The sequence below is a fragment of the Nostoc sp. CmiVER01 genome (genome assembly GCF_034531135.2).
In the GTDB taxonomy this organism is placed as follows: domain Bacteria; phylum Cyanobacteriota; class Cyanobacteriia; order Cyanobacteriales; family Nostocaceae; genus Nostoc.
The window spans coordinates 289,217-307,852 of sequence record NZ_JAVRBU020000007.1 but is presented as its reverse complement, the minus strand read 5'-3'; the positions used below and the strand labels follow the sequence as shown (position 1 = coordinate 307,852).

Here is an 18,636-nt window from a genome sequence, read left to right as displayed (position 1 = left end):
TATCTTTGCTGTACTTGCTGATAACCATCAACTTCCACGATGATTGTCATATAGGACTAAAATTTAATTTCTGAAAAAGCTCGTCCTCAACTCGAAAAGTGTAGATTCTATATTCCCTAATCTCCATTCCCCCCTATTGCGCTTCGCGCACCATGTAGATAATTGTAAAAATCAAATATGATTCCTATACCAAAAGTAGTTATTTTATGTGCAATAAATATCCGAACGGTTTACCCATTGCGGTGAATAAAAACACGATTATTATCGTCTAACGGATGATAATAAAAACCTTAAGGTTTTTGTAACAAAAAAATAGACTATTAAGCGAAACTCAATTTTTTTGGAGATAGTGGTAAATCCTATGGGTTTGTAGAAGAAAACAACTAAATTTTCTACAGCCATCATACAGATCATCTCCTGTTAAGCTTCTTCTGGTGTGATCGCGATGCGAATATCGCTGTAACGGGAGTCCTCTTTCTCCAATAAAATAGATGATATATATGACTATTTACAAGTAAGGGCATACAGATGTCCATGCCTAAGTATATATATGTAACTGCTGTTGTGTAAAGCTGAATTATACTTCAGTATTTACTTAGTTAAACATTACCAAAAGTACATTAAAATATACACTGGCTACACAGGTTTTTGGGATACACTAATGCCATCGTGTGAGGAGTGAACGATGGTAAATCGCAGCATGGGGAAAGTACCCTCATTTATTGTTATCAGTGTCTGTTTATATCTAGGTATTAGTATAGGAATCGTTATCCGGCTTGGGCAATCACAGCGATTAAACGCTGCTACTACACCCACTAAACCTGTATCATTCCCATTAGCTATTCCTGTTACGCCATCAACAAAAGGACAAACCTTTCGAGAGACTATTACTATCAAAGCCGTTGGAGATATTATTCCCGGCACTAATTTTCCTAACTATAGATTACCCCGTTTTCGAGAGCAATTATTACCAAAGTCGGTGAGAATTCACTTGCAAGGATCTGATATCTTGTTTGGTAATTTTGAAAGTAGCTTAACTAATTATCCCTACACTACTAAAGATATTGGTCGAGGACAAGTCTTTGCCTTTCGCTCTCCACCTGGATATGCTCGGCTATTTGCTGAGGCTGGTTTTAATGTGTTTAATATGGCTAATAACCATGCAATGGACTTCGGCCCGGTAGGGTTCAAAGATACAAAGAAAAATCTTGAGGCTGTGGGCATTGCAACATTAGGTCATAAAAATCAAATTCTTTATCTGCAAGCTAACAATATCCCTGTGGCAATGGTCGGGTTTTCCCCTTATGAAATGTATAATTCCATCAATAATTTAGGAGCAGCCCAAGCACTTATAAAAGAAGCTAAAAATAAAGCCAACATTGTAATAGTATCGATGCACGCTGGAGCCGAAGGAACGGGGGCGCTACATGTTAAGAATGAGACAGAGTTTTTTTATGGAGAAAACCGAGGTAATTCGATTAAGTTTGCTCGAAACATGATTGATGCGGGAGCAGATTTAGTATTAGGGCACGGGCCTCATGTTCCGAGAGCGATGGAAATTTATAAGGGAAAAATCATCGCCTATTCTTTAGGAAACTTTCTGGGATATCGAACTTTATCTACAAATGCCCAGACGGGTGACTCGATGATTTTAGAAGTTAAACTTAACTCGGCGGGAAATTTGGTATCAAGTAAAATTATTCCCGTGCGGATGAATGGGCAGGGAATCCCTCAAATTGATCGGTATTTTCGGACTGTGAAACTTATGCGTTCTTTGAATACTCAAGCTTTTCCCAAAAATCCGGTAAAGATTAATAAGAAGGGTGAGGTTGTTGTACAGAAGAATAAATCTGACAATTCAGTTAATGTAGAAAAGCCCAAGAAAAACTTAACCTCTTCCCGACCTTTAAGGGCAAAAGTCCAAAATATCTATCCTAAAAGGAGAGAGATTTACAATACCTTAGCCAAACTACGAGGGTTCAATGCCCGTAGAACTGGGATGAATACGCCCTAAAGAAGTGAGCTTGGCAAAAATTTGCGCTAATAAAATACGCTCAGGCTTTTGACTCTATTTTTGCCAAACATCATGGAAGCGTAGACGCTCAAGGGCGGCTTGTCGTCAGACATCGCTCAAAGGTAGTCTCTTATATACTCTGTGTACAACGGACTTATTAAACAGCTTATTCGACCATGATATTACTGGAAATTCTTCCATCCGGCATAACTGTAGTTTCTGAATTTAAATGTCTATTTTGATTCTAAGTTTTACTTTTATCTCAGTAATTACCGATAAATTAAGTAGGGGTACAGAATATGGGGTTAAATGCTGGCAGATAGCGTGTCGGCATTTTCTAATTTTCTCTGCCAGAAAATTAGTTAAATTTTTATACCAAAACTTGACTTTCACAAATCACTACTTCTATTGTTTATCTAGCTTGTGTGATGTGACCATTACTGGATCAAAAGTGGAATATCACAATTGGCTGAGACTGACTGGTACTGTTTTATCCGCACGTCTCAAAACCTGTAATTTAGGGAAAAATGACAGCAGTTCAATTATGAAATGAAGCAGTCAATGACGATCTTTCAGATGATATACGCAATCCCACTGCACTTAGCTCCCTGAGTGTAGGAGAGAATATCATCACAGGTGCATTACCCGAATCTTTGCAAAACAATCTTGATGAGTTCTCATTTGTAGTTCCTCAAGGACTCACTGTCACCGCAATTCGCGTTACACAATTAATAGTTAGCTGGCTTTGGACAAAGGTCTTGCCCTTGCTCTAAAAGGCTGGGGCAAAGTTGGAAAGCGCTTAGAAGGCTTGGAGGCGCAATATTGTTTTTATCGATTAGGTAATTTTTAATACTTTCGGTTCCGTGCAAATCTCCGTCGAGTGAGATCCGAGACCTAACCGAGCTGGAAGCGATCGCTATCAGTGCCAGTGGCAGCGATACCTTGGTGCAGTTAGGCACCACCACACTAGCGACACTAACAGGTGTTAAGTCTAGTCTCATTATCTTAGCCGATTTCGTTACAGCTTAGACGCTTCCTTTCTCGACAGTGTTCGCTATTGTCGTGCTGTTTTTGCATGGAAATATCGGGCAGCAGATGCGCCAGCCTCAAGATAACCCCCTAATCTTCTCAACAAGAAAGGCAGAAGGCAGGAGGCAGAAGGAATACTGTCTTCGCCTTCTGCCCGTGACCAGAGGGAACATGTTCTTACGTCCCCCACCATAATCTCTGATTTGGTGGCCAAGAATTGGGCGGCTTTATTGCCCCGTTCAAATTCTTCCCTTCTGCCCTCTGCCTCCTGCCTTCTTTACTATCTAAACTTTCCATAGCCATTAGCTTCTATGTCTTCTAAACTAAATCGCAATTATTCAAATCACAGTATTGCAACGGTTTCTCCTAATTTCGCTGACGCTCTCTTGTCATCATCTACTGATTCCAAACCGCCTTTGGTATCGATCGTCATGCCAGTGTATAACCGCGATCGCTACTTAGAAGTGGCAATCAGCAGCGTGCTGAACCAAACCTACCAAGACTTTGAACTGTTGATTTGGGACGATGGCTCAACCGATCGCTCCCTAGATATTGCCAATCACTATGCTCAACAAGATGCTCGCGTTCACGTCATCGCTGCCGCTCATCAAGGTGCCGCTCATGCCCTCAAGGGGGCTTATGCTGCGGCTCAAGGCACCTACATTGGTCAGGTCGATAGCGATGATGCCTTAGATTTCCGAGCGCTGGAACTCACTATTGCGGTGCTGAACTCTCATCCAGAAGTGGGCATGGTCTACACCGATCATTGGACAATAAACGCAGGCGGACAGGTACAAGGGTTAGGGCATCGCTGCCAAATCCCCTACAGCCCAGACCGACTGCTAATTGACTTCATGACGTTTCACTTCCGGCTGTTGCGTCGCTCGGTCTATGAGCAGATTGGCGGCTTTCGGGAAGCGTTTGAATCAGTCGAGGATTACGACCTGTGTTTGCGCCTGTCAGAAGTGACCGAGGTTTGGCATTTGAATCAGCCGCTCTACTACTACCGTTTGCATCCGACCAGTGTCAGCAGCACTCGCACGATTGAACAAGTGCTGAAGTCGCAGCTTGCAATTAACGAGGCATTATTTCGACGCGGCTTGAGCGATCGCTATCAACTGCGGGTGGAAGTGCAAGCAAGATTCTTTATCGATCAAAAGCCAACCAATGCTGGTGCTGTACCTACTACCTCGCAGCGATTGCAGCAGTCCGATTCTATCCCCCACGAGGAGAGCGACAGGGCTTCTTATCCTTCTTACTCTCACGCTGCCTGAAGCCATTCCTGGCAATCGTTCCCCTCCCAAACCAGAGGTGGAACATCCCAACCCCAATGATTCCATTTGACCAGTATCTCGACCGATTAACTTGTTGATAGCTTAAGAGATTTTAATCATGGCAACGTTCACTGTAAACACCATCAATGACGAAAACGACACCAGCAACAACGCTGATTCGCTACGAGAGGCAATCATTGCCGCTAACAACACGGCAGGCGATGACATCATCATCTTCGATGTGGCTGCCAATTCTACCTTCCGCCTGACTAGTGCCTTACCAACCATTACGAGCAACATCAGCATTCAAGGCACGAGTGGCAGTAATCTCACCATCAGCGGCGATGTCAACAACAACGGCATTAACAACGCAGGCGATGTGTCATTATTTTCTGTCAGTCAAGGTATTGTGTCTATTGCGAACCTGACGCTAGCAAACGGTAGGGCGCAAGGCAGCAATGGTGTCAATGGTGCAGGGGGTAACGGTGGGTTTGGTGGTGCCCTATTTATTAACAACGGCACTGTCACCATCAACAACGTCAACTTCACCAACAACCAGGCGATCGGCGGTAACGGTGGCACTGGCAACAACGGTTTGAACGGCGGTGGCGGCAACTCCGCCAGTGGATTTATATTGCAGTCTGGTGGCCGCAACGGCGGGGATGGCGCCAACGGTAGTCCTGGTGGCGATGGCGGAACTGGCGGCTTTGGCAGCGGCGGCTTCGGCGGCGGCGGCGGCTTCGGCGGCTTCGGCGGCGGCGGCGCCTACGGCAGCAGCGATGGTGGCGCTTTTAACGGCGGCTTGGGTGGCAACGGCGGCTTGGGTGGCTCCGGTGGCTTAGGTGGCTTCGGCGCTGGTGGTGGCGCTGGTGGTGGTGGTGGTGGTGGTGGTGGTGGTGGTGGTAGCGCTGGTGGTGGCAGCGGTGGCAGCGGTGGCGCTGGTGGCAGCGGTGGCAGCGGTGGCAGCGGCGGCTTCGGCGGCGGCAGCGGCGGCAGCGGCGGCAGCGGTGGTAACGGCAGCGGCGGTACTGGCGGCAGCGGCGGCGGCGGCAGCGGCGGTACTGGCAGTACTGGCGGTACTGGCGGCGGCGGTGCGGGGTTAGGCGGTGCCATCTTCATTCGGTCAGGCAGCCTCACCCTTTTCAACACCAGCTTCACCAGCAACTCCGCCACAGGTGGCACCGGAGCGAGCAATGGAAAGGGCTTAGGCGGGGCGATCTTTGCTGTGACGCCTGACCTAGTGACTCAAGCAGGTGTGACGACAGCTCCCGCAGTCGGGAGAAGCAATGTTACCTTTTCAGGCAACACTGCCTCGAGCGGTAATAATGATGTCTATGGCACCATTAACACCATTTCCAATACCGCTCCCACTGCCGTCAATCTACTCAACCCTACCACCACGCTGGCAGAAAATACCCCCACTCCCTCCGCAATTAAGCTGGCCGATATCAGCGTCACTGACGACAGTTTGGGCAGTAACACCCTCAGTCTGAGTGGAGCTGATGCCAATTTCTTTGCCATTCAAAACAACGCCCTCTACCTCAAAGCCAACACCAGCCTCAACTATGAAGGTAAAGCAGCTTACAACGTCACGGTGAACGTGGATGACTCCACGGTGGGCAACACTCCCGATGCCTCAACCAACTATACCCTCACCTTGAGCAACGTTAACGAAGCGCCCATAGCCAATGATGATAGTGGCTTTACGGCCGGTGCAGGCATTGCTAAATCGATCGCCATTGCCAGCTTGCTGGGCAACGACACTGACCCCGATGCCAACTCCAACTTGAGCATTACCAATGTCACCAGTTCCTCAGGCACAGTTGCCATCAACGGCAGCAATATTGTCTTTACTGCCAATGCCAACAACACCAGCGGCAGCGCATCGTTTGTCTACACTCTCAGCGATGGCAACCTGACGGATAACGCAACGGTGACACTAGCAGTGGGCAGAACCATCAATGGCGGCAATGGCAAACAAACGCTGACTGGCACCGCAGGTGATGACATTATCAGCGGTTTCAATGGAGCCGATACGCTGAGTGGCGGGGCTGGGGATGATTTGCTCAACGGCGGCAATGGACCAGACGTGCTCACAGGAGGTGCAGGACGGGATACGTTTGTGCTGGCAAAAAATGCTGGAGGCGACACCATCACTGACTACACAGACGGGGCTGACTTCATCGGTTTGACAGGCGGATTGAGCTTTGGGCAGTTGACCATCAGTGCCAGTGGCAGCAATACCTCGATCCAGTTAGGCAGTGAAACGTTAGCCACCCTGACAGGAATCAACTCCAATCTGATTACCTCTGCTGATTTTGTCACTATCTAAGTTAAAAAATGCAATTGCAAAGCGCGATGTCTCATCAACTTAATTGTTGGGGCGATCGCGCCATTTTTTTGTCCACCGTCAAAACGCCCTCAACATGGGGTACAGCCGGGATACGTACAAATTGGAACAAGTTGTGAGTTTTGTAAAATAAAAGAGTTAAAACCATTGATTTAGCGTTGTTTTAAGCCGTGGTTTTGAGTTGTCGTTGTCAGAGACAATAACTCTACTACCGCAGCCCTATCTCTTCAAAGTTTACGATCGCACGCAAGCTGGGAAATTTATGCGAAGACAATAACTTTATTACATCGGCCCTCTCTTCATCCTCTTATTTTGGCTAAAGTATTGATTTAGAGAGAAGTTTTTTAGATGACGAGAATAGTCAAAAGAGTAAATAATAAATTTACCTAAAGATAAAATAATAAACAAAAAGATGTTTTTGTATTAGCAAGAGGCGTTCAATTTTAGATTGTGAATTTTAAATTTTAGATTGAATAAAAATTTAAAATTGACTAATTATTGTCATCTTGTAGCTTTTCCTGAGATTTCTGATCGTTCTGGGGTTGACTATCAGTCGGTGAATTTTGCTTATCCAGTGTCGGTACTACTACAGCAGAAGGATCTGACTGTTTGGATTCTGACTGTTTAGATTCTGTCGCTGGCGCTGTTGGTATAACCACAGGATTTGACGGAACTATCGGTTGAGGAGAAGCAGAATTCTGATTAGAAGCGGGTGAGTTATTTTTTGGTAGTGGTGCAGGAGAAGCACTACGAGATGAACGAATAGCCCGTAGTTTTTCGACTAACGAGGGGGTAGGCGAAACTTTAGGTGAAGGTGCGGATTGCTCAGAATCGCCGCGTTGTGATTTTGTAGGAATGTTAGGAGTTTCTTGTGGGAAAGAACGACGATTACGCCGACGCTGCTTGGAATTATAAACAGGTGCTGATTCGCTTCTTGAGGTGGTGTTAGTCTCTTCACGACTCTCTAAGCTAGGAACTTTTGCAGGTGGTTCTTGAGTTGGCTGTTCAAAAAGTGGTTTTGCGGTTGGCTGTGGCTGAGATTTGGGTAAGATGCTAGTGATGCCAAAACCCGCCGTAGCAGCAACCAGGGCTACACCTATACCAATGAATATTTGAGATGATCCCAGTTTTTTTGCCAGTACATTTTTTTTAGCCATGCCTGGGTTGGGCTGCGCCAAACCAGATGGTTTATGAATGCCATTCTGAGAAGTTTTCCCATTCCCAATTAAAGTTACTGCCTGCTGGGCAGATAAATTGACAGTTGGCACTGCATAAGTGGCTAAGGCTTGCGGTGTCATATTAGCCCCATTTCCAGGTAGCAGTTGTAACCACTCAGCAACTGTCGCTGGCCGAAAACGAGATTCCACCGCCATACCGCGCATTACGGTCTGGTTGACAGAAGCACTTAAGTGTGGTTGCAATTCGCGGGGGGAAGGCATTTGCTCGCGATCGCGCAACAATGCTGGCATAGGAACCTGAGCTGTCAGCAGTGCATACAAGGTTGCCGCTAAACCATAAACATCTGTGGCGGGTGTGCGCGGTGCTTGCGTCAAATACTGCTCAATAGGAGAATAACCTTCAGAAACCATACCTGTGTGAGTCTGCCTGACACTGCCATTAAATTCCCTAGCAATGCCAAAATCAATCAGTACTACTTCCTGGGTTCCTTCACGAAGGATAATATTATCTGGTTTGACATCTCGATGTAACAAACCGTTGTTATGTACTACCTGCAAGGCTGCACCAATTTGCCGGATGTAATGAATTGCTGTGGCTTCTGGTAAAGGTATCCCTGGTAATACAAATGCGTCTCCTAAGGTTTCGCCAGGAATGTATTCCATCACCATGTAAGGCAGTCCAGCCTCGACAAAAAAATCACTAACTCTGACTATATTTGGGTGAATACACGTAGCTAATCGTCTGGCTTCATCTTGGAATTGGCGCTCAAATTTTGCAAAATCAGGATGTTGTCGCAGCCGTTCATTGATGGTTTTCATCACCACCTCCTGGCCCAAGTAGTGATGCGTAGCTTTAAACGTAATGCCAAAGCCACCCCGCCCTATTTCTTGAATTAGGGTATATTTTCCATCTTGCAAAATTGTGCCTGCTAACATAAATCCTGAGTCCTGAGTGAGCAGATAAGTAGCGAGTCCTGAGTATTAAGGGATTCCTAAAAGATTTTCCCATATTTTTTGATATGGGGCAGGGTTTTTGCCTGTCTATCTTACGGGATGATTTAGTTGTTGGAATCCAAGTAAGAAAGACCTCCCTATAAACACAACAGTTTTATCTTTATAGGATAACGCGAGAGTCAAGAAATCCTGAAGTAGGAAACAGGCTCAATTTGTCTTCCACGCCTTTGATGTGATAAATAACACTTTACTTGCTACAATGCCAAAGAGCAATTTTGTAATTTTTAGTAAGTTAATAATTAGCATATTTCGGATATTTTAGTGAAACGCGACACCATTTATTACCAAATTTTTAAGCGATTTCCGTGGTTTATTTTTGAACTCGTTGATTACCGGATTGAACAGGCACAGAACTATCGATTTGAGTCTGTTGAGGTCAAAGAAACGGCCTTTCGTATTGATGGGGTCTTTTTACCTCCAGAAGGTGCGACACCCCGAATTATCTTTTTTGCAGAAGTTCAATTTCAGAGAGATGAAGCTCTTTATCATCGCTTCTTTACTAAGTCGATGATGTATTTGAACCGGAATCAATCTCAATATGATGACTGGTATTGTGTGGTAATTTTTCCATCACGCAGTTTGGAACCTAGTGATACAAAAACTCATCGATTATTTTTGAACAGCGACCAAGTGCAACGAATTTATTTGGATGAATTGGGCACTTCCAATCAGCAATCAATCGGCATCAATTTAATGCAATTGACAATCGCCTCAGAGAAAGCGCTCGCACAGCAAGCAAAGCAATTAATTAAGCAGGTACAATTAGAGTCAAAGGATGCACTGACGAAAAACGAAATAATAGATATCATTACCACAATTGCTGTTTACAAGTTTTCATCTTTGAGTAGAGAGGAAGTGGAAGCTATGCTAGGATTGACTTTAGAGCAAACAAGGGTTTATCAGGAAGCCAAAGCTGAGGGACGAGAAGAACAGAAAGCTGAAATGTTGTTAGAGCAAACGAGGATTTATCAGGAAGCGAAAGCTGAGGGACGGGAAGAAATATTAAAAGCAACTGTGCCCTTATTACTAAAAACGGGGATGAGCGTGGAGCAGATAGCTCAACAGCTAAATGTTGATTTAGAATCTGTCCAGAGCGCCGCACAGCAGGGCGCGTAAAATAATGTCCTGAATGCTCATTTTCTTAAAATCGCTGACCTATCCCTAAATGCACTTTGCTTTCTCCTTGGTCATTAATGCCATAGTCAGCCCGAATTAAGCCTAGTGGTGAATTTAAGCGCACTCCAGCCCCATAACCAAAACCATAGCCTGCTTTGCCTCGCACACCTGCTGGATCTCCTAATACAGTATCACCGGAGCCTAAGTCTGAGGCAAAATCGGCAAATAATACACCCCCTACGATTGGTAAGACGGGGAAGCGATATTCTGCAGAAGCTAACACATAACTGCGACCACTCCCGACATCTCCAGAATCGTAACCGCGTACTGAGTTGGAACCACCCAAGTTAAAGCTTTCGTAGGGCGGTAAATTACCAAGGACAGTACCAGCTTGCAGATTTACTGCAAATACTTGTGGTTGTTTGGTGTTAAATAACTGCACTGGCAAATATTGGCTGTAATTGGCTTTGAGGCGATTTAAGGAAATATTTCCTTGACCGATGGGGACAGATTGTTCTGTACTCAAACTCAAAACGGAACCTTTAGTGGGATTGAGGGGATTATCTCGTTGGTCTTTGGTGGCGGTGAAGGATACGGTAGTTAGGTCGTCAACACCAGTTCCACTCGCAGATAGGGGATTGCCTTGAGCATCGGTTGGGGTAATATTACCTTGGCGATCGCGAATACTAGTTCGGGTATAGTTTAATCCTAATGAGGTATTCCAGTCATCAATTGGTCGCTGTAAGCTGACACCACCACCAATTTGACCTTCTCGAACTTTGTCGCCGTTAGCAAGCTTAATCTTGTCGTCAAAGGTTTCCGAAAGTTCTTGACTACGAAAAGCATTCACAGTGTAACCTAAGCGATCGGGGTTAGTTATCCGATAGGGACTAATAAATTTGCTATTAAACTGCAAGTCTCGGCTACTTACACCAACATTCACACCGAAAGTATCATTAACACCACCAACATTCTGATCTTGATAGCTGATTGTACCTATCAACCCCTGATCGGCATTGTAACTACCACCCAAGTTAACACCACGCGCCCCAGTTTCTTTGAGTTGGTAGACTAAATCTAGTTTTGTCGCATCTCCTTCTAAGGCAACATTTACAGTCTCAAATAAACCAGTCCGATATAGCTGTTGTATGTCTTGTTTAACTATATTTTCTTGGAAGATTTGACCAGGTTTTAGCTTGAGTTGCTGTTGCAGGAAATCTGTTTTGGTGCGTCCTCCCACGGGATTACCCTTGCTATCAATGGTTTTACCCTCGTCGTTGACAAAGCGAAATTTAATATTACTCACCAAACCTTCAGCAACATTTACAGTGAGAATACCTTGAGAACTGGGTTTAATTGATAACACCCGTGCCAAATTATAACCATTGTCGGCGTACCATTTGTTAATTTGTGCTACTGCTTGCTGGAGTCCAGCAGGACTGATGGTTGTTCCAATTTGAGATTGTAACTGTTGTTGGGCTACTTGGTAGGTGAGTACTTTAGCACCAGATAATTGCAGCGAGCGCACAATCACCGGTTGCACTTGATAAACTACATTCAATCCAGCCTGTGTGCTAAAGCTATTCACACTGACATTGCTAAATAAACCTGTATCTAAAATTGCGGTTACATCTTTTTGTAGCTGGCTTTGACTGGTTTCTCCACCCACCTGGGTTTTAATTACTTTGCGAATGATTTGCTGCAATTCCTGATTGGCTCCTACTACCTGTACATCTGTAGCCGTAACTACTAAATAGTTATCTGTAGCAGGGGTTTGGGGACGAGAAGCAGAGGAAATAAGGGGGATTATTACTGATTGTTTTAGTGTTGCCTTGTCTACTGGTTTTAAAACTACTGTGGAGTTGTTGTTAACAGTTGTTGGCACTGGGGCAGTATTTTGGGAAAATTGTTGTGCAACTATAGTTTCTGGCGAAGCAATTGTTTCTATACGGGTGGGAGTATCTTCAATTACTGGCACTACTAAGTCATCAATTTTTGTAGTTGGAGTGACGGCTTTAGTCGGTGCAGCCGTTGCTTGCTGAGTAACATTGGCAGCAGCCAAAGTCGCTAAAGTCAAAATTGCAGTAGCAGAAATTTTCATAATATATAATATTTAAGCTAATTAACTGAGAGTTAGTTATACAAAAATACGGTTCAGTTAAGGCTAAAACTCTTTGTCAAACTCAATTTTTTTAACGTAGACGCTTCGGCTTGCCGCAGGCTACCGCCAAGGATGCCAAGGACGCAGAGAGAAGAAAGAAATGCTTAACTGAACTGTATTGAGTTATACAAAGGTTCAGGAATAGGGATAACACTAACTTCCAGCTTATTTGTGGATTTACCCATTCATACCTTTGTATATACTAGACAGTTAATTATCATTTTTTGTTTCACGCTAGCAGTATGAAATGCTCAGATCCCCATTTACTATTAATTCTGTACGCCTGGGTAATAAATATTGCTTTAAAAGTTGAAGGAATATAAGACTAATATTTGATTTATGAAAAAGCTCGGTACAGATCGAGAAGCCTAATTCCTTATTCCCTACTCCCCACTCCCTGCCCCCGTAAATAATTTCAAACATCAAATACGATTCTTATAGAGTTTTAATATTAAATATAGGACTAATGTTTGATTTCTGAAAAAGCTTGGTACAAATTAAAAAGCCTAATTCCCTATTCCCTACTCCCTACTCCCCGCCCACGGAGATAATTTCAAAAATCAAATACGATTCCTATAGTATTGTTATTCACTTCTAATAAATATTTCTGTTTATTAAAAGAAAATTATAGTGAGAAAGGAGTTACCATCGGCAACCCCTTTCTCACCATAATGATTCTTCTTGTTAAAGAAATATTATCTCTTGTTTTTTCTATTCGGCCCAACCTGCGCTTGAGGCAAGGCTAGGACTTTGCTGTTTCAGAAGTTCTACGACCTTTTCAGCAACACCTGTTGCTGAGGCTGGATTTTGTCCAGTAACTAAGCGATCGCTCACCACACTTTTTGCCTGAAAGTTCGGTGCTTTATCTACTGTTGCACCTCGCTCAATTAATTTTGCTTCTAACAGAAAGGGTACAATATCGGTTAATCCTGCTGCTGCTTCTTCTTCGTTGGTGAAGACAGACACTTTCTTTCCGGCTACTAAATACTCATTGTTTGAAAGTCGAATGTTGACCAACCCAGCAGGGCCATGACACACCGCAGAAACTACACCACCTCGTTCGTAGATGCTTGCTGCAATGCTAGCCAACTGAGAATTGTCAGCAAAATCCCACATTGTGCCATGTCCACCCGCAAAGAAGATTGCATCATAAGCTGATGGATCAACCTCACTTGGGTTCAAAGTATTTTCCACCTGTGCCATCTTCTCAGGGTTGTCGAGAAATGCAGCGTTCGCTGGATCATTACGATCAATCCCAATCATGGGTGCTTTCCCACCTTTGGGACTTACGTAATCAACAGTCAAGCCAGCTCGCTCGAAAACGGCGACTGGGTGGCTCACTTCTGGCAAATAGTATCCGGTTTCTTTGCCTGTGTTTCCCAAGGTGTTATGGCTGGTTAAAACAACTAGAACTTTCTGAGACATAAAGTTAGTTCCCATTATTAAATCAAAGATTGGCATCAGATAAACCTTCAAAGAGCTTGTGTTTACCTGATATAGGACTTCTATTTGATTGCCTGAAAAACCATAAGAGCTAACTGTATAAAGATTTAGCTCTCAGTATATTTAACAATAATCAAGTAGAATTCCTATAGCTTTATACTAACCCAAGTTGCGGTTTATCAAAATCTGGGTGCTTTTCATAGAACTCAGTGCTGAGTCCTGAGTGAATTAAGAAATACTCAGCATTTTTCTACTTGGTAAAAGTGCCGACACCACTTGCTTTATGCCGAGAAAGCTTTCTACCGCAGTGGCTACCCCTTGTTGAGTGGTCTTTCAAATCGAAGCCGAGGCATTGGCTAAACACTCCGCTAACGCTAAGGGAACTCGGCACTGTTCATGGCATGATACTCACAATACTTAATGCAAGATTCTATGAGTAATGTATCCCGGTTATCCCTAAGCTCTAACTCTCAAGCTGCAACTTCTCCTTTACACTTACTTGTATTAAGTAATGGTCATGGGGAAGATATCATTGCAGTTCGGATTTTACAAGAACTCCAACGACAATTAAACCCACCAGAAATCTTTGCTTTACCTTTGGTGGGTGAAGGACATGCTTACCAACAGTTGGATATTCCCCTCATCGGTTCAGTTCGCACTATGCCTTCTGGCGGCTTTATTTATATGGATGGCCGCCAATTAGCACGGGATGTACGCGGTGGTTTGTTACAACTTACCCTTACCCAGATAAAAGCTATTCGTCGTTGGGTGAGTTCTCAAAAAAAATTAGGTCATAAAAGAGCGATTTTAGCGGTGGGAGATATTTTGCCACTGTTGTTTGCAACTTTCAGTGGCGCTAATTATGCTTTTGTAGGTACGGCGAAATCTGAATATTATGTGCGGGATGAAGCTGGATTATTACCACAAAAATCTAAAGATATGCGTTGGGAAAACTTTTCTGGTTCAGTTTACCATCCTTGGGAACGTTGGTTAATGAGCCGTCGCCGTTGTAAGGCGGTGTTTCTTAGAGATGCACTGACGACGGAAACATTAAAACAATGGCCTATTCCAGCTTTTTATTTGGGTAATCCCATGATGGATGGTCTGCAACCGACCTTTTCACGCCAACAATTTTATAGTCAGGATAGCCAACAACAAGAGACAGTTCGACCTTTTGTAGTAACTCTTCTTCCAGGTTCACGTCCACCAGAGGCATACGCCAACTGGGAAGCAATTATGATTGTTGTATCTGCGTTGATGGCAAGTTTCCAAGAGCGAAATTCGATTTTCTATACTTCTAACCAAGTGATCTTTTTAGGTGCGATCGCTCCGGGTTTAGACTCTCATATTTTATCCCAAAGTGTCCAATCCCAAGGCTGGCATACTGAATCAATATGTCCTATCCAAATTGCTGATGCGAATATTTTGACATTTAAAAAAAGAAATGCATATTTACTGCTGACACAAAAAGCTTATAATGATTGCTTACATTTGGGAGATATAGCGATCGCTATGGCAGGTACAGCCACAGAACAGTTTGTCGGTTTAGGAAAACCTGCGATCGCAATTCCTGGTAATGGGCCTCAATATAACCGTGGCTTTGCTGAAGCTCAAAGTCGTCTTTTAGGCTCATCTTTGATTTTAGTTGAGCAGTCAGCAGAAGTAGCGAAGGTTGTACAGTCTCTATTCAAAGATCCTGATATTTTGCAAATTATTGCCGAAAATGGTCTACGACGCATGGGTAAACCCGGAGCAGCACTACGCATTGCAGAATGTTTACAGGAACGATTTTGATTGGGCATTGGGCATTGGGATAGTTATTCTCCTTGTCCCCTCATCTCCCTCTGCTCCCTCTGCTCCCTCTGCTCTTTCTGCTCCCCCATATCTTTATGCTACCAACCCAGAACGTAAAGCCCTTACAGCAGCTTGGGTACGGTCATCCGCACACAGTTTATTTAAAATATTACGAACATGGGTTTTCACAGTACCAACTGTAATGTAGAGTTTCTCGGCAATTTGCCCATTGCTACACCCAGCTACAATCAATTCTAGGATTTCTAGTTCTCGTTGAGTCAGGGGGTATGTTTCCAAAACTTGCTCGTATTCTGATGCCAATGCCTCAATTTTTACAGTCTTCGGCGTTTTATCAGAACCTTGGCTCTCTCCAGGAATACCTTGGCGCATCTTCCGCAATACCACGTTGGCAATTGCCGGATCAATCCAAGAATTACCACCGTGAGTCGCTTGGATCGCCTCAGTTAATTTACTGATACTTGTTTCTTTCATGTAATAAGAATCAGCACCCGCCGCGAAGGCTGCAAGTACAGCATCCTCCGTGTGATCCATTGTCAGGATCAAAATCTTGGTTGCCGATTGCCCAGTTTCAGCTTGGTGGCGTTTAAATTTGCGAGTGAGTTCAATGCCATCCATATCAGGCAAACCGATATCTACAACCGCTACATCTGGCTTTGCCGTTTCTAAAAGTTTTAGTCCTTGGGTAGCATTTGCTGCTTCGCCAATTACTTTTAATGCGCTGTGAGACTGTAATGCTGCTCGTAGTCCCATTCGCGTTAAGTCATGATCTTCAATTAAAATAATGCTAATTTCATTCATTGCTACACTCGCTCTTACGCTGTTTGCATCTTTCAAGGTATTACTTTTTGTAAGCGCTATCTTTTATTTTCCCAATCTAAAGATAGATGATCTTTCAATCACTCTGCATCCACCGATAGAAATAATCAACCTCCTATTTTTTAACATTTAGATAGAGAATAAATCTAGCTAGAGATATATAGATACTTGCACAATAAGTATGAAAGATTGAGGTTAATGCAAAACTGCTCCTCCCGTGCGAAAAATTCAGTTTTCAGTTGCCATGTTCCATTAGTTAATTACTATTATCTTGTATAAAGCTTACAAAAATGGACAAATTACAAAAGGTAAAAATTATCTCACGACAAAGTAAACGATGGTTTCGAGTGCTTTTTAACCACACCTTTGGATTCATTGGATTGATCCCTCTAATGGTTATCCTTATAGAAGAGAATTAGACGGCGTTAAAATTTGGTGCAATTACTAACAGCAAAGTAATTCGTTGTTCTTCGTGGGAAGCTTGCTGACCTGACTTTTCAGTGGATGTGGAAGACTGCGATCGCCACAAAAATACTAACACGGGTCTAGCGATCGTTAAGAAAATTGTCGAAATCTCAGGAGGTAGGATTACTTCAAATTCACAAATTGGTATAAGGAGCTACTTTTTTATCTACCTAATTAATCAATCCTATGAGTATAACTACTCAAGCTTATGGTACATAACAATGGTATGCAACTCTCACCAATGGGTGACGACGGTCGCTTGCTGACTCAATTACAATTGTTTTAAGCTTAGTAAAGTATTTTATTTTACTTTATATTAGCTATGTTTGCTGTCTTCAGACCAATAGTTTTTGGTTTGTTAATTAGCGAAACAGACTCATGATACAAGCCTATAAATTTATGGTAGTTATTAATTTTTAATTTGGAGCTAACTGACCTTCCCTAACTTTTTAGAGATGATGGTAAAGCTTAATCAGTATTGAATATTGTGCGAAATGCCTTAGTCAATAAAGTTACAGATTTTAGATGTCCGAAAATCTTATATTTTAATTAGATAATCTCAAAACAGGAATGTTATACATCAACCTATGTTTAGCGGCAAAAATAAAAACCGATGGAAGATACGCTGAAAATTTTGGTTGTAGATGATGATGAAGTAGACCGGATGGCAGTCCGTTGTGCCCTGACTAAAGCAGGTATTCAAATGGAACTATCTGAAGTAGCCGATGGCAATAATGCATTTTCTATTTTAAGCACTACTGCTTATGATTGTGTTTTCCTCGGCTATCGCTTACTAGATCAGGATGGACTAACCTTAATTCAACAGCTACGTTCTTCGGAACTTAAAGTTCCTTTAGTAGTCCTAACTGGTCAAGAAGATGAGCAAACTGCTGTCCAATTATTAAAAACTGGTGTTACAGACTATCTCTCTAAGTCTAGAATATCTCCAGAAAATTTGGCACAAGTTCTGCGGAGTGCGATTCGGGTTTATCGGGCTGAAATACAGGTAGCTTTAGCAAAAGATCAGCTTAGAGAAAGCCATGAACAACTTGTTCGTAAGAATCAAGAATTGGAGAGACAACAGCAACAGCTTCAAATGCAAAACTTCAAGCTATCAGAGGCATCAGTGCTAAAATCACATTTTTTAGCAACTATGTCCCACGAACTAAGAACGCCAATGAATGCGATTATTGGTTTTTCGCAAATACTGCTGCGTCCTAAGTTTGGTCAACTAACGCACCAGCAAGCAGATATGGTTGAGCGTATCTTAAATAATGGTAAGCATTTGCTAATGCTAGTCAATGAAGTTCTCGACTTTTCCAAACTAGAGGCAGGACGATTAGACTTAAAGGCGGAAATATTTGATGTCTTAAAAGTAATAAATCTTGCTGTAAGTGAAATGCGTTCTTTAGCTGACGCTAAAAACCTATCATTATTAGTGCAAACTGATTTGCAAAATAGTTTGGTATTTAATGATCCAGTTCGTGTCAAACAAATTTTAATTAACCTGCTCTCCAACGCCATTAAGTTTACAGAGTCAGGTGAAATTTGCGTTGAAGTTAAGGAACTACCTGCAAATCAAGTCACAATTATTATTCGGGATACAGGTATTGGCATAGCACCGAGAGATTTTAAACGTATTTTTGAAGCATTTCGACAAGTCGATCAAACTCTTACTCGGAAATATCCAGGTACAGGGTTGGGTTTGGCAATTGTAGATTCACTAGTGCGAATGATGGGCGGCAAAATACTTCTTGAGAGCAAATTAGGAGTGGGTTCAACGTTTAAAATTGAATTGCCGCGTCAAATCACTTTATCGGCTGTAGGAGGCGATGCTCCACCGATAGATAGCAACCAGGTTTTTTCCTCTACTAAAAATCCGCATCATTCATCTTCTCAAGCTAGGCAAGCACCAATAGGATATCCTAAATTTAAACTATAAATTACTTTCAAAAAACTAA

General features: G+C 43.1%; 11 protein-coding genes and 1 pseudogene. 6 read left to right on the top strand and 6 right to left on the bottom strand.

Annotation, left to right across the window (positions count from 1 at the left end; translation table 11 throughout):
* Positions 1 to 685 precede the first annotated feature (685 nt).
* A pseudogene (locus RMZ43_RS14065) lies at positions 686 to 1,849 on the top strand (CapA family protein); the annotation flags it as partial.
* A gap of 893 nt (positions 1,850 to 2,742) precedes the next feature.
* Here the strand turns inward: RMZ43_RS14065 and RMZ43_RS14060 are convergent.
* A complete protein-coding gene (locus RMZ43_RS14060) occupies positions 2,743 to 3,015 on the bottom strand; it encodes a hypothetical protein (RefSeq protein WP_322647898.1) in 273 nt (90 codons plus the stop codon).
* A gap of 339 nt (positions 3,016 to 3,354) precedes the next feature.
* Between RMZ43_RS14060 and RMZ43_RS14055 the strand changes: the two genes are divergently transcribed.
* Together RMZ43_RS14055 and RMZ43_RS14050 are read left to right on the top strand one after the other, a co-directional pair.
* On the top strand, positions 3,355 to 4,317 hold the full coding sequence (locus RMZ43_RS14055; protein WP_322654783.1) for a glycosyltransferase: 963 nt from the start codon (positions 3,355 to 3,357) through the stop codon (positions 4,315 to 4,317).
* Between the two features lie 118 nt (positions 4,318 to 4,435).
* Positions 4,436 to 6,649, top strand: coding sequence for an Ig-like domain-containing protein (locus tag RMZ43_RS14050; RefSeq protein ID WP_322654784.1), 2,214 nt, complete (start codon positions 4,436 to 4,438; stop codon positions 6,647 to 6,649).
* A 509-nt stretch (positions 6,650 to 7,158) separates the two neighbouring features.
* Here the strand turns inward: RMZ43_RS14050 and RMZ43_RS14045 are convergent.
* Positions 7,159 to 8,781, bottom strand: coding sequence for a serine/threonine-protein kinase (locus tag RMZ43_RS14045; RefSeq protein WP_322647902.1), 1,623 nt, complete (start codon positions 8,779 to 8,781; stop codon positions 7,159 to 7,161).
* Between the two features lie 339 nt (positions 8,782 to 9,120).
* On the opposite strand from RMZ43_RS14045, the gene RMZ43_RS14040 reads away from it, so the two are divergent.
* A complete protein-coding gene (locus RMZ43_RS14040; RefSeq protein WP_322654786.1) occupies positions 9,121 to 9,975 on the top strand; it encodes an Rpn family recombination-promoting nuclease/putative transposase in 855 nt (284 codons plus the stop codon).
* Positions 9,976 to 10,000: 25 nt separating this feature from the next.
* On the opposite strand, the gene RMZ43_RS14035 is transcribed toward RMZ43_RS14040, so the two are convergent.
* Both RMZ43_RS14035 and RMZ43_RS14030 read right to left on the bottom strand, forming a co-directional pair.
* On the bottom strand, positions 10,001 to 12,076 hold the full coding sequence (locus RMZ43_RS14035) for an outer membrane protein assembly factor (protein ID WP_322654787.1): 2,076 nt from the start codon (positions 12,074 to 12,076) through the stop codon (positions 10,001 to 10,003).
* A gap of 771 nt (positions 12,077 to 12,847) precedes the next feature.
* A complete protein-coding gene (locus tag RMZ43_RS14030) occupies positions 12,848 to 13,561 on the bottom strand; it encodes a type 1 glutamine amidotransferase domain-containing protein (RefSeq protein ID WP_322654788.1) in 714 nt (237 codons plus the stop codon).
* A 450-nt stretch (positions 13,562 to 14,011) separates the two neighbouring features.
* Here RMZ43_RS14030 and RMZ43_RS14025 point away from each other — a divergent pair, with 450 nt between their 5' ends.
* Positions 14,012 to 15,373, top strand: coding sequence for a lipid-A-disaccharide synthase-related protein (locus RMZ43_RS14025; protein WP_322654789.1), 1,362 nt, complete (start codon positions 14,012 to 14,014; stop codon positions 15,371 to 15,373).
* 93 nt (positions 15,374 to 15,466) lie between these two features.
* Here the strand turns inward: RMZ43_RS14025 and RMZ43_RS14020 are convergent, their stop codons facing one another.
* Both RMZ43_RS14020 and RMZ43_RS14015 read right to left on the bottom strand, forming a co-directional pair.
* Positions 15,467 to 16,192 (bottom strand): response regulator transcription factor, encoded by a 726-nt coding sequence (locus tag RMZ43_RS14020; RefSeq protein WP_322647907.1) that lies wholly within the window; start codon positions 16,190 to 16,192, stop codon positions 15,467 to 15,469.
* Between the two features lie 433 nt (positions 16,193 to 16,625).
* Positions 16,626 to 16,751 (bottom strand): hypothetical protein, encoded by a 126-nt coding sequence (locus RMZ43_RS14015; RefSeq protein WP_322647908.1) that lies wholly within the window; start codon positions 16,749 to 16,751, stop codon positions 16,626 to 16,628.
* A gap of 537 nt (positions 16,752 to 17,288) precedes the next feature.
* On the opposite strand from RMZ43_RS14015, the gene RMZ43_RS14010 reads away from it, so the two are divergent.
* Positions 17,289 to 18,617: an ATP-binding response regulator gene (locus RMZ43_RS14010; RefSeq protein WP_322647909.1), complete on the top strand. Its 1,329-nt coding sequence runs from the start codon at positions 17,289 to 17,291 to the stop codon at positions 18,615 to 18,617.
* Positions 18,618 to 18,636: the final 19 nt, after the last annotated feature.

Excerpts from the sequence above, each read along its gene's own strand:
- RMZ43_RS14060 (WP_322647898.1), bottom strand. The coding sequence starts at position 3,015 with ATGAGACTAGACTTAACACCTGTTAGTGTCGCTAGTGTGGTGGTGCCT.
- RMZ43_RS14055 (WP_322654783.1), top strand. The coding sequence starts at position 3,355 with ATGTCTTCTAAACTAAATCGCAATTATTCAAATCACAGTATTGCAACG.
- RMZ43_RS14050 (WP_322654784.1), top strand. The coding sequence starts at position 4,436 with ATGGCAACGTTCACTGTAAACACCATCAATGACGAAAACGACACCAGC.
- RMZ43_RS14045 (WP_322647902.1), bottom strand. The coding sequence starts at position 8,781 with ATGTTAGCAGGCACAATTTTGCAAGATGGAAAATATACCCTAATTCAA.
- RMZ43_RS14035 (WP_322654787.1), bottom strand. The coding sequence starts at position 12,076 with ATGAAAATTTCTGCTACTGCAATTTTGACTTTAGCGACTTTGGCTGCT.
- RMZ43_RS14030 (WP_322654788.1), bottom strand. The coding sequence starts at position 13,561 with ATGTCTCAGAAAGTTCTAGTTGTTTTAACCAGCCATAACACCTTGGGA.
- RMZ43_RS14025 (WP_322654789.1), top strand. The coding sequence starts at position 14,012 with ATGAGTAATGTATCCCGGTTATCCCTAAGCTCTAACTCTCAAGCTGCA.
- RMZ43_RS14020 (WP_322647907.1), bottom strand. The coding sequence starts at position 16,192 with ATGAATGAAATTAGCATTATTTTAATTGAAGATCATGACTTAACGCGA.
- RMZ43_RS14010 (WP_322647909.1), top strand. The coding sequence starts at position 17,289 with ATGGAAGATACGCTGAAAATTTTGGTTGTAGATGATGATGAAGTAGAC.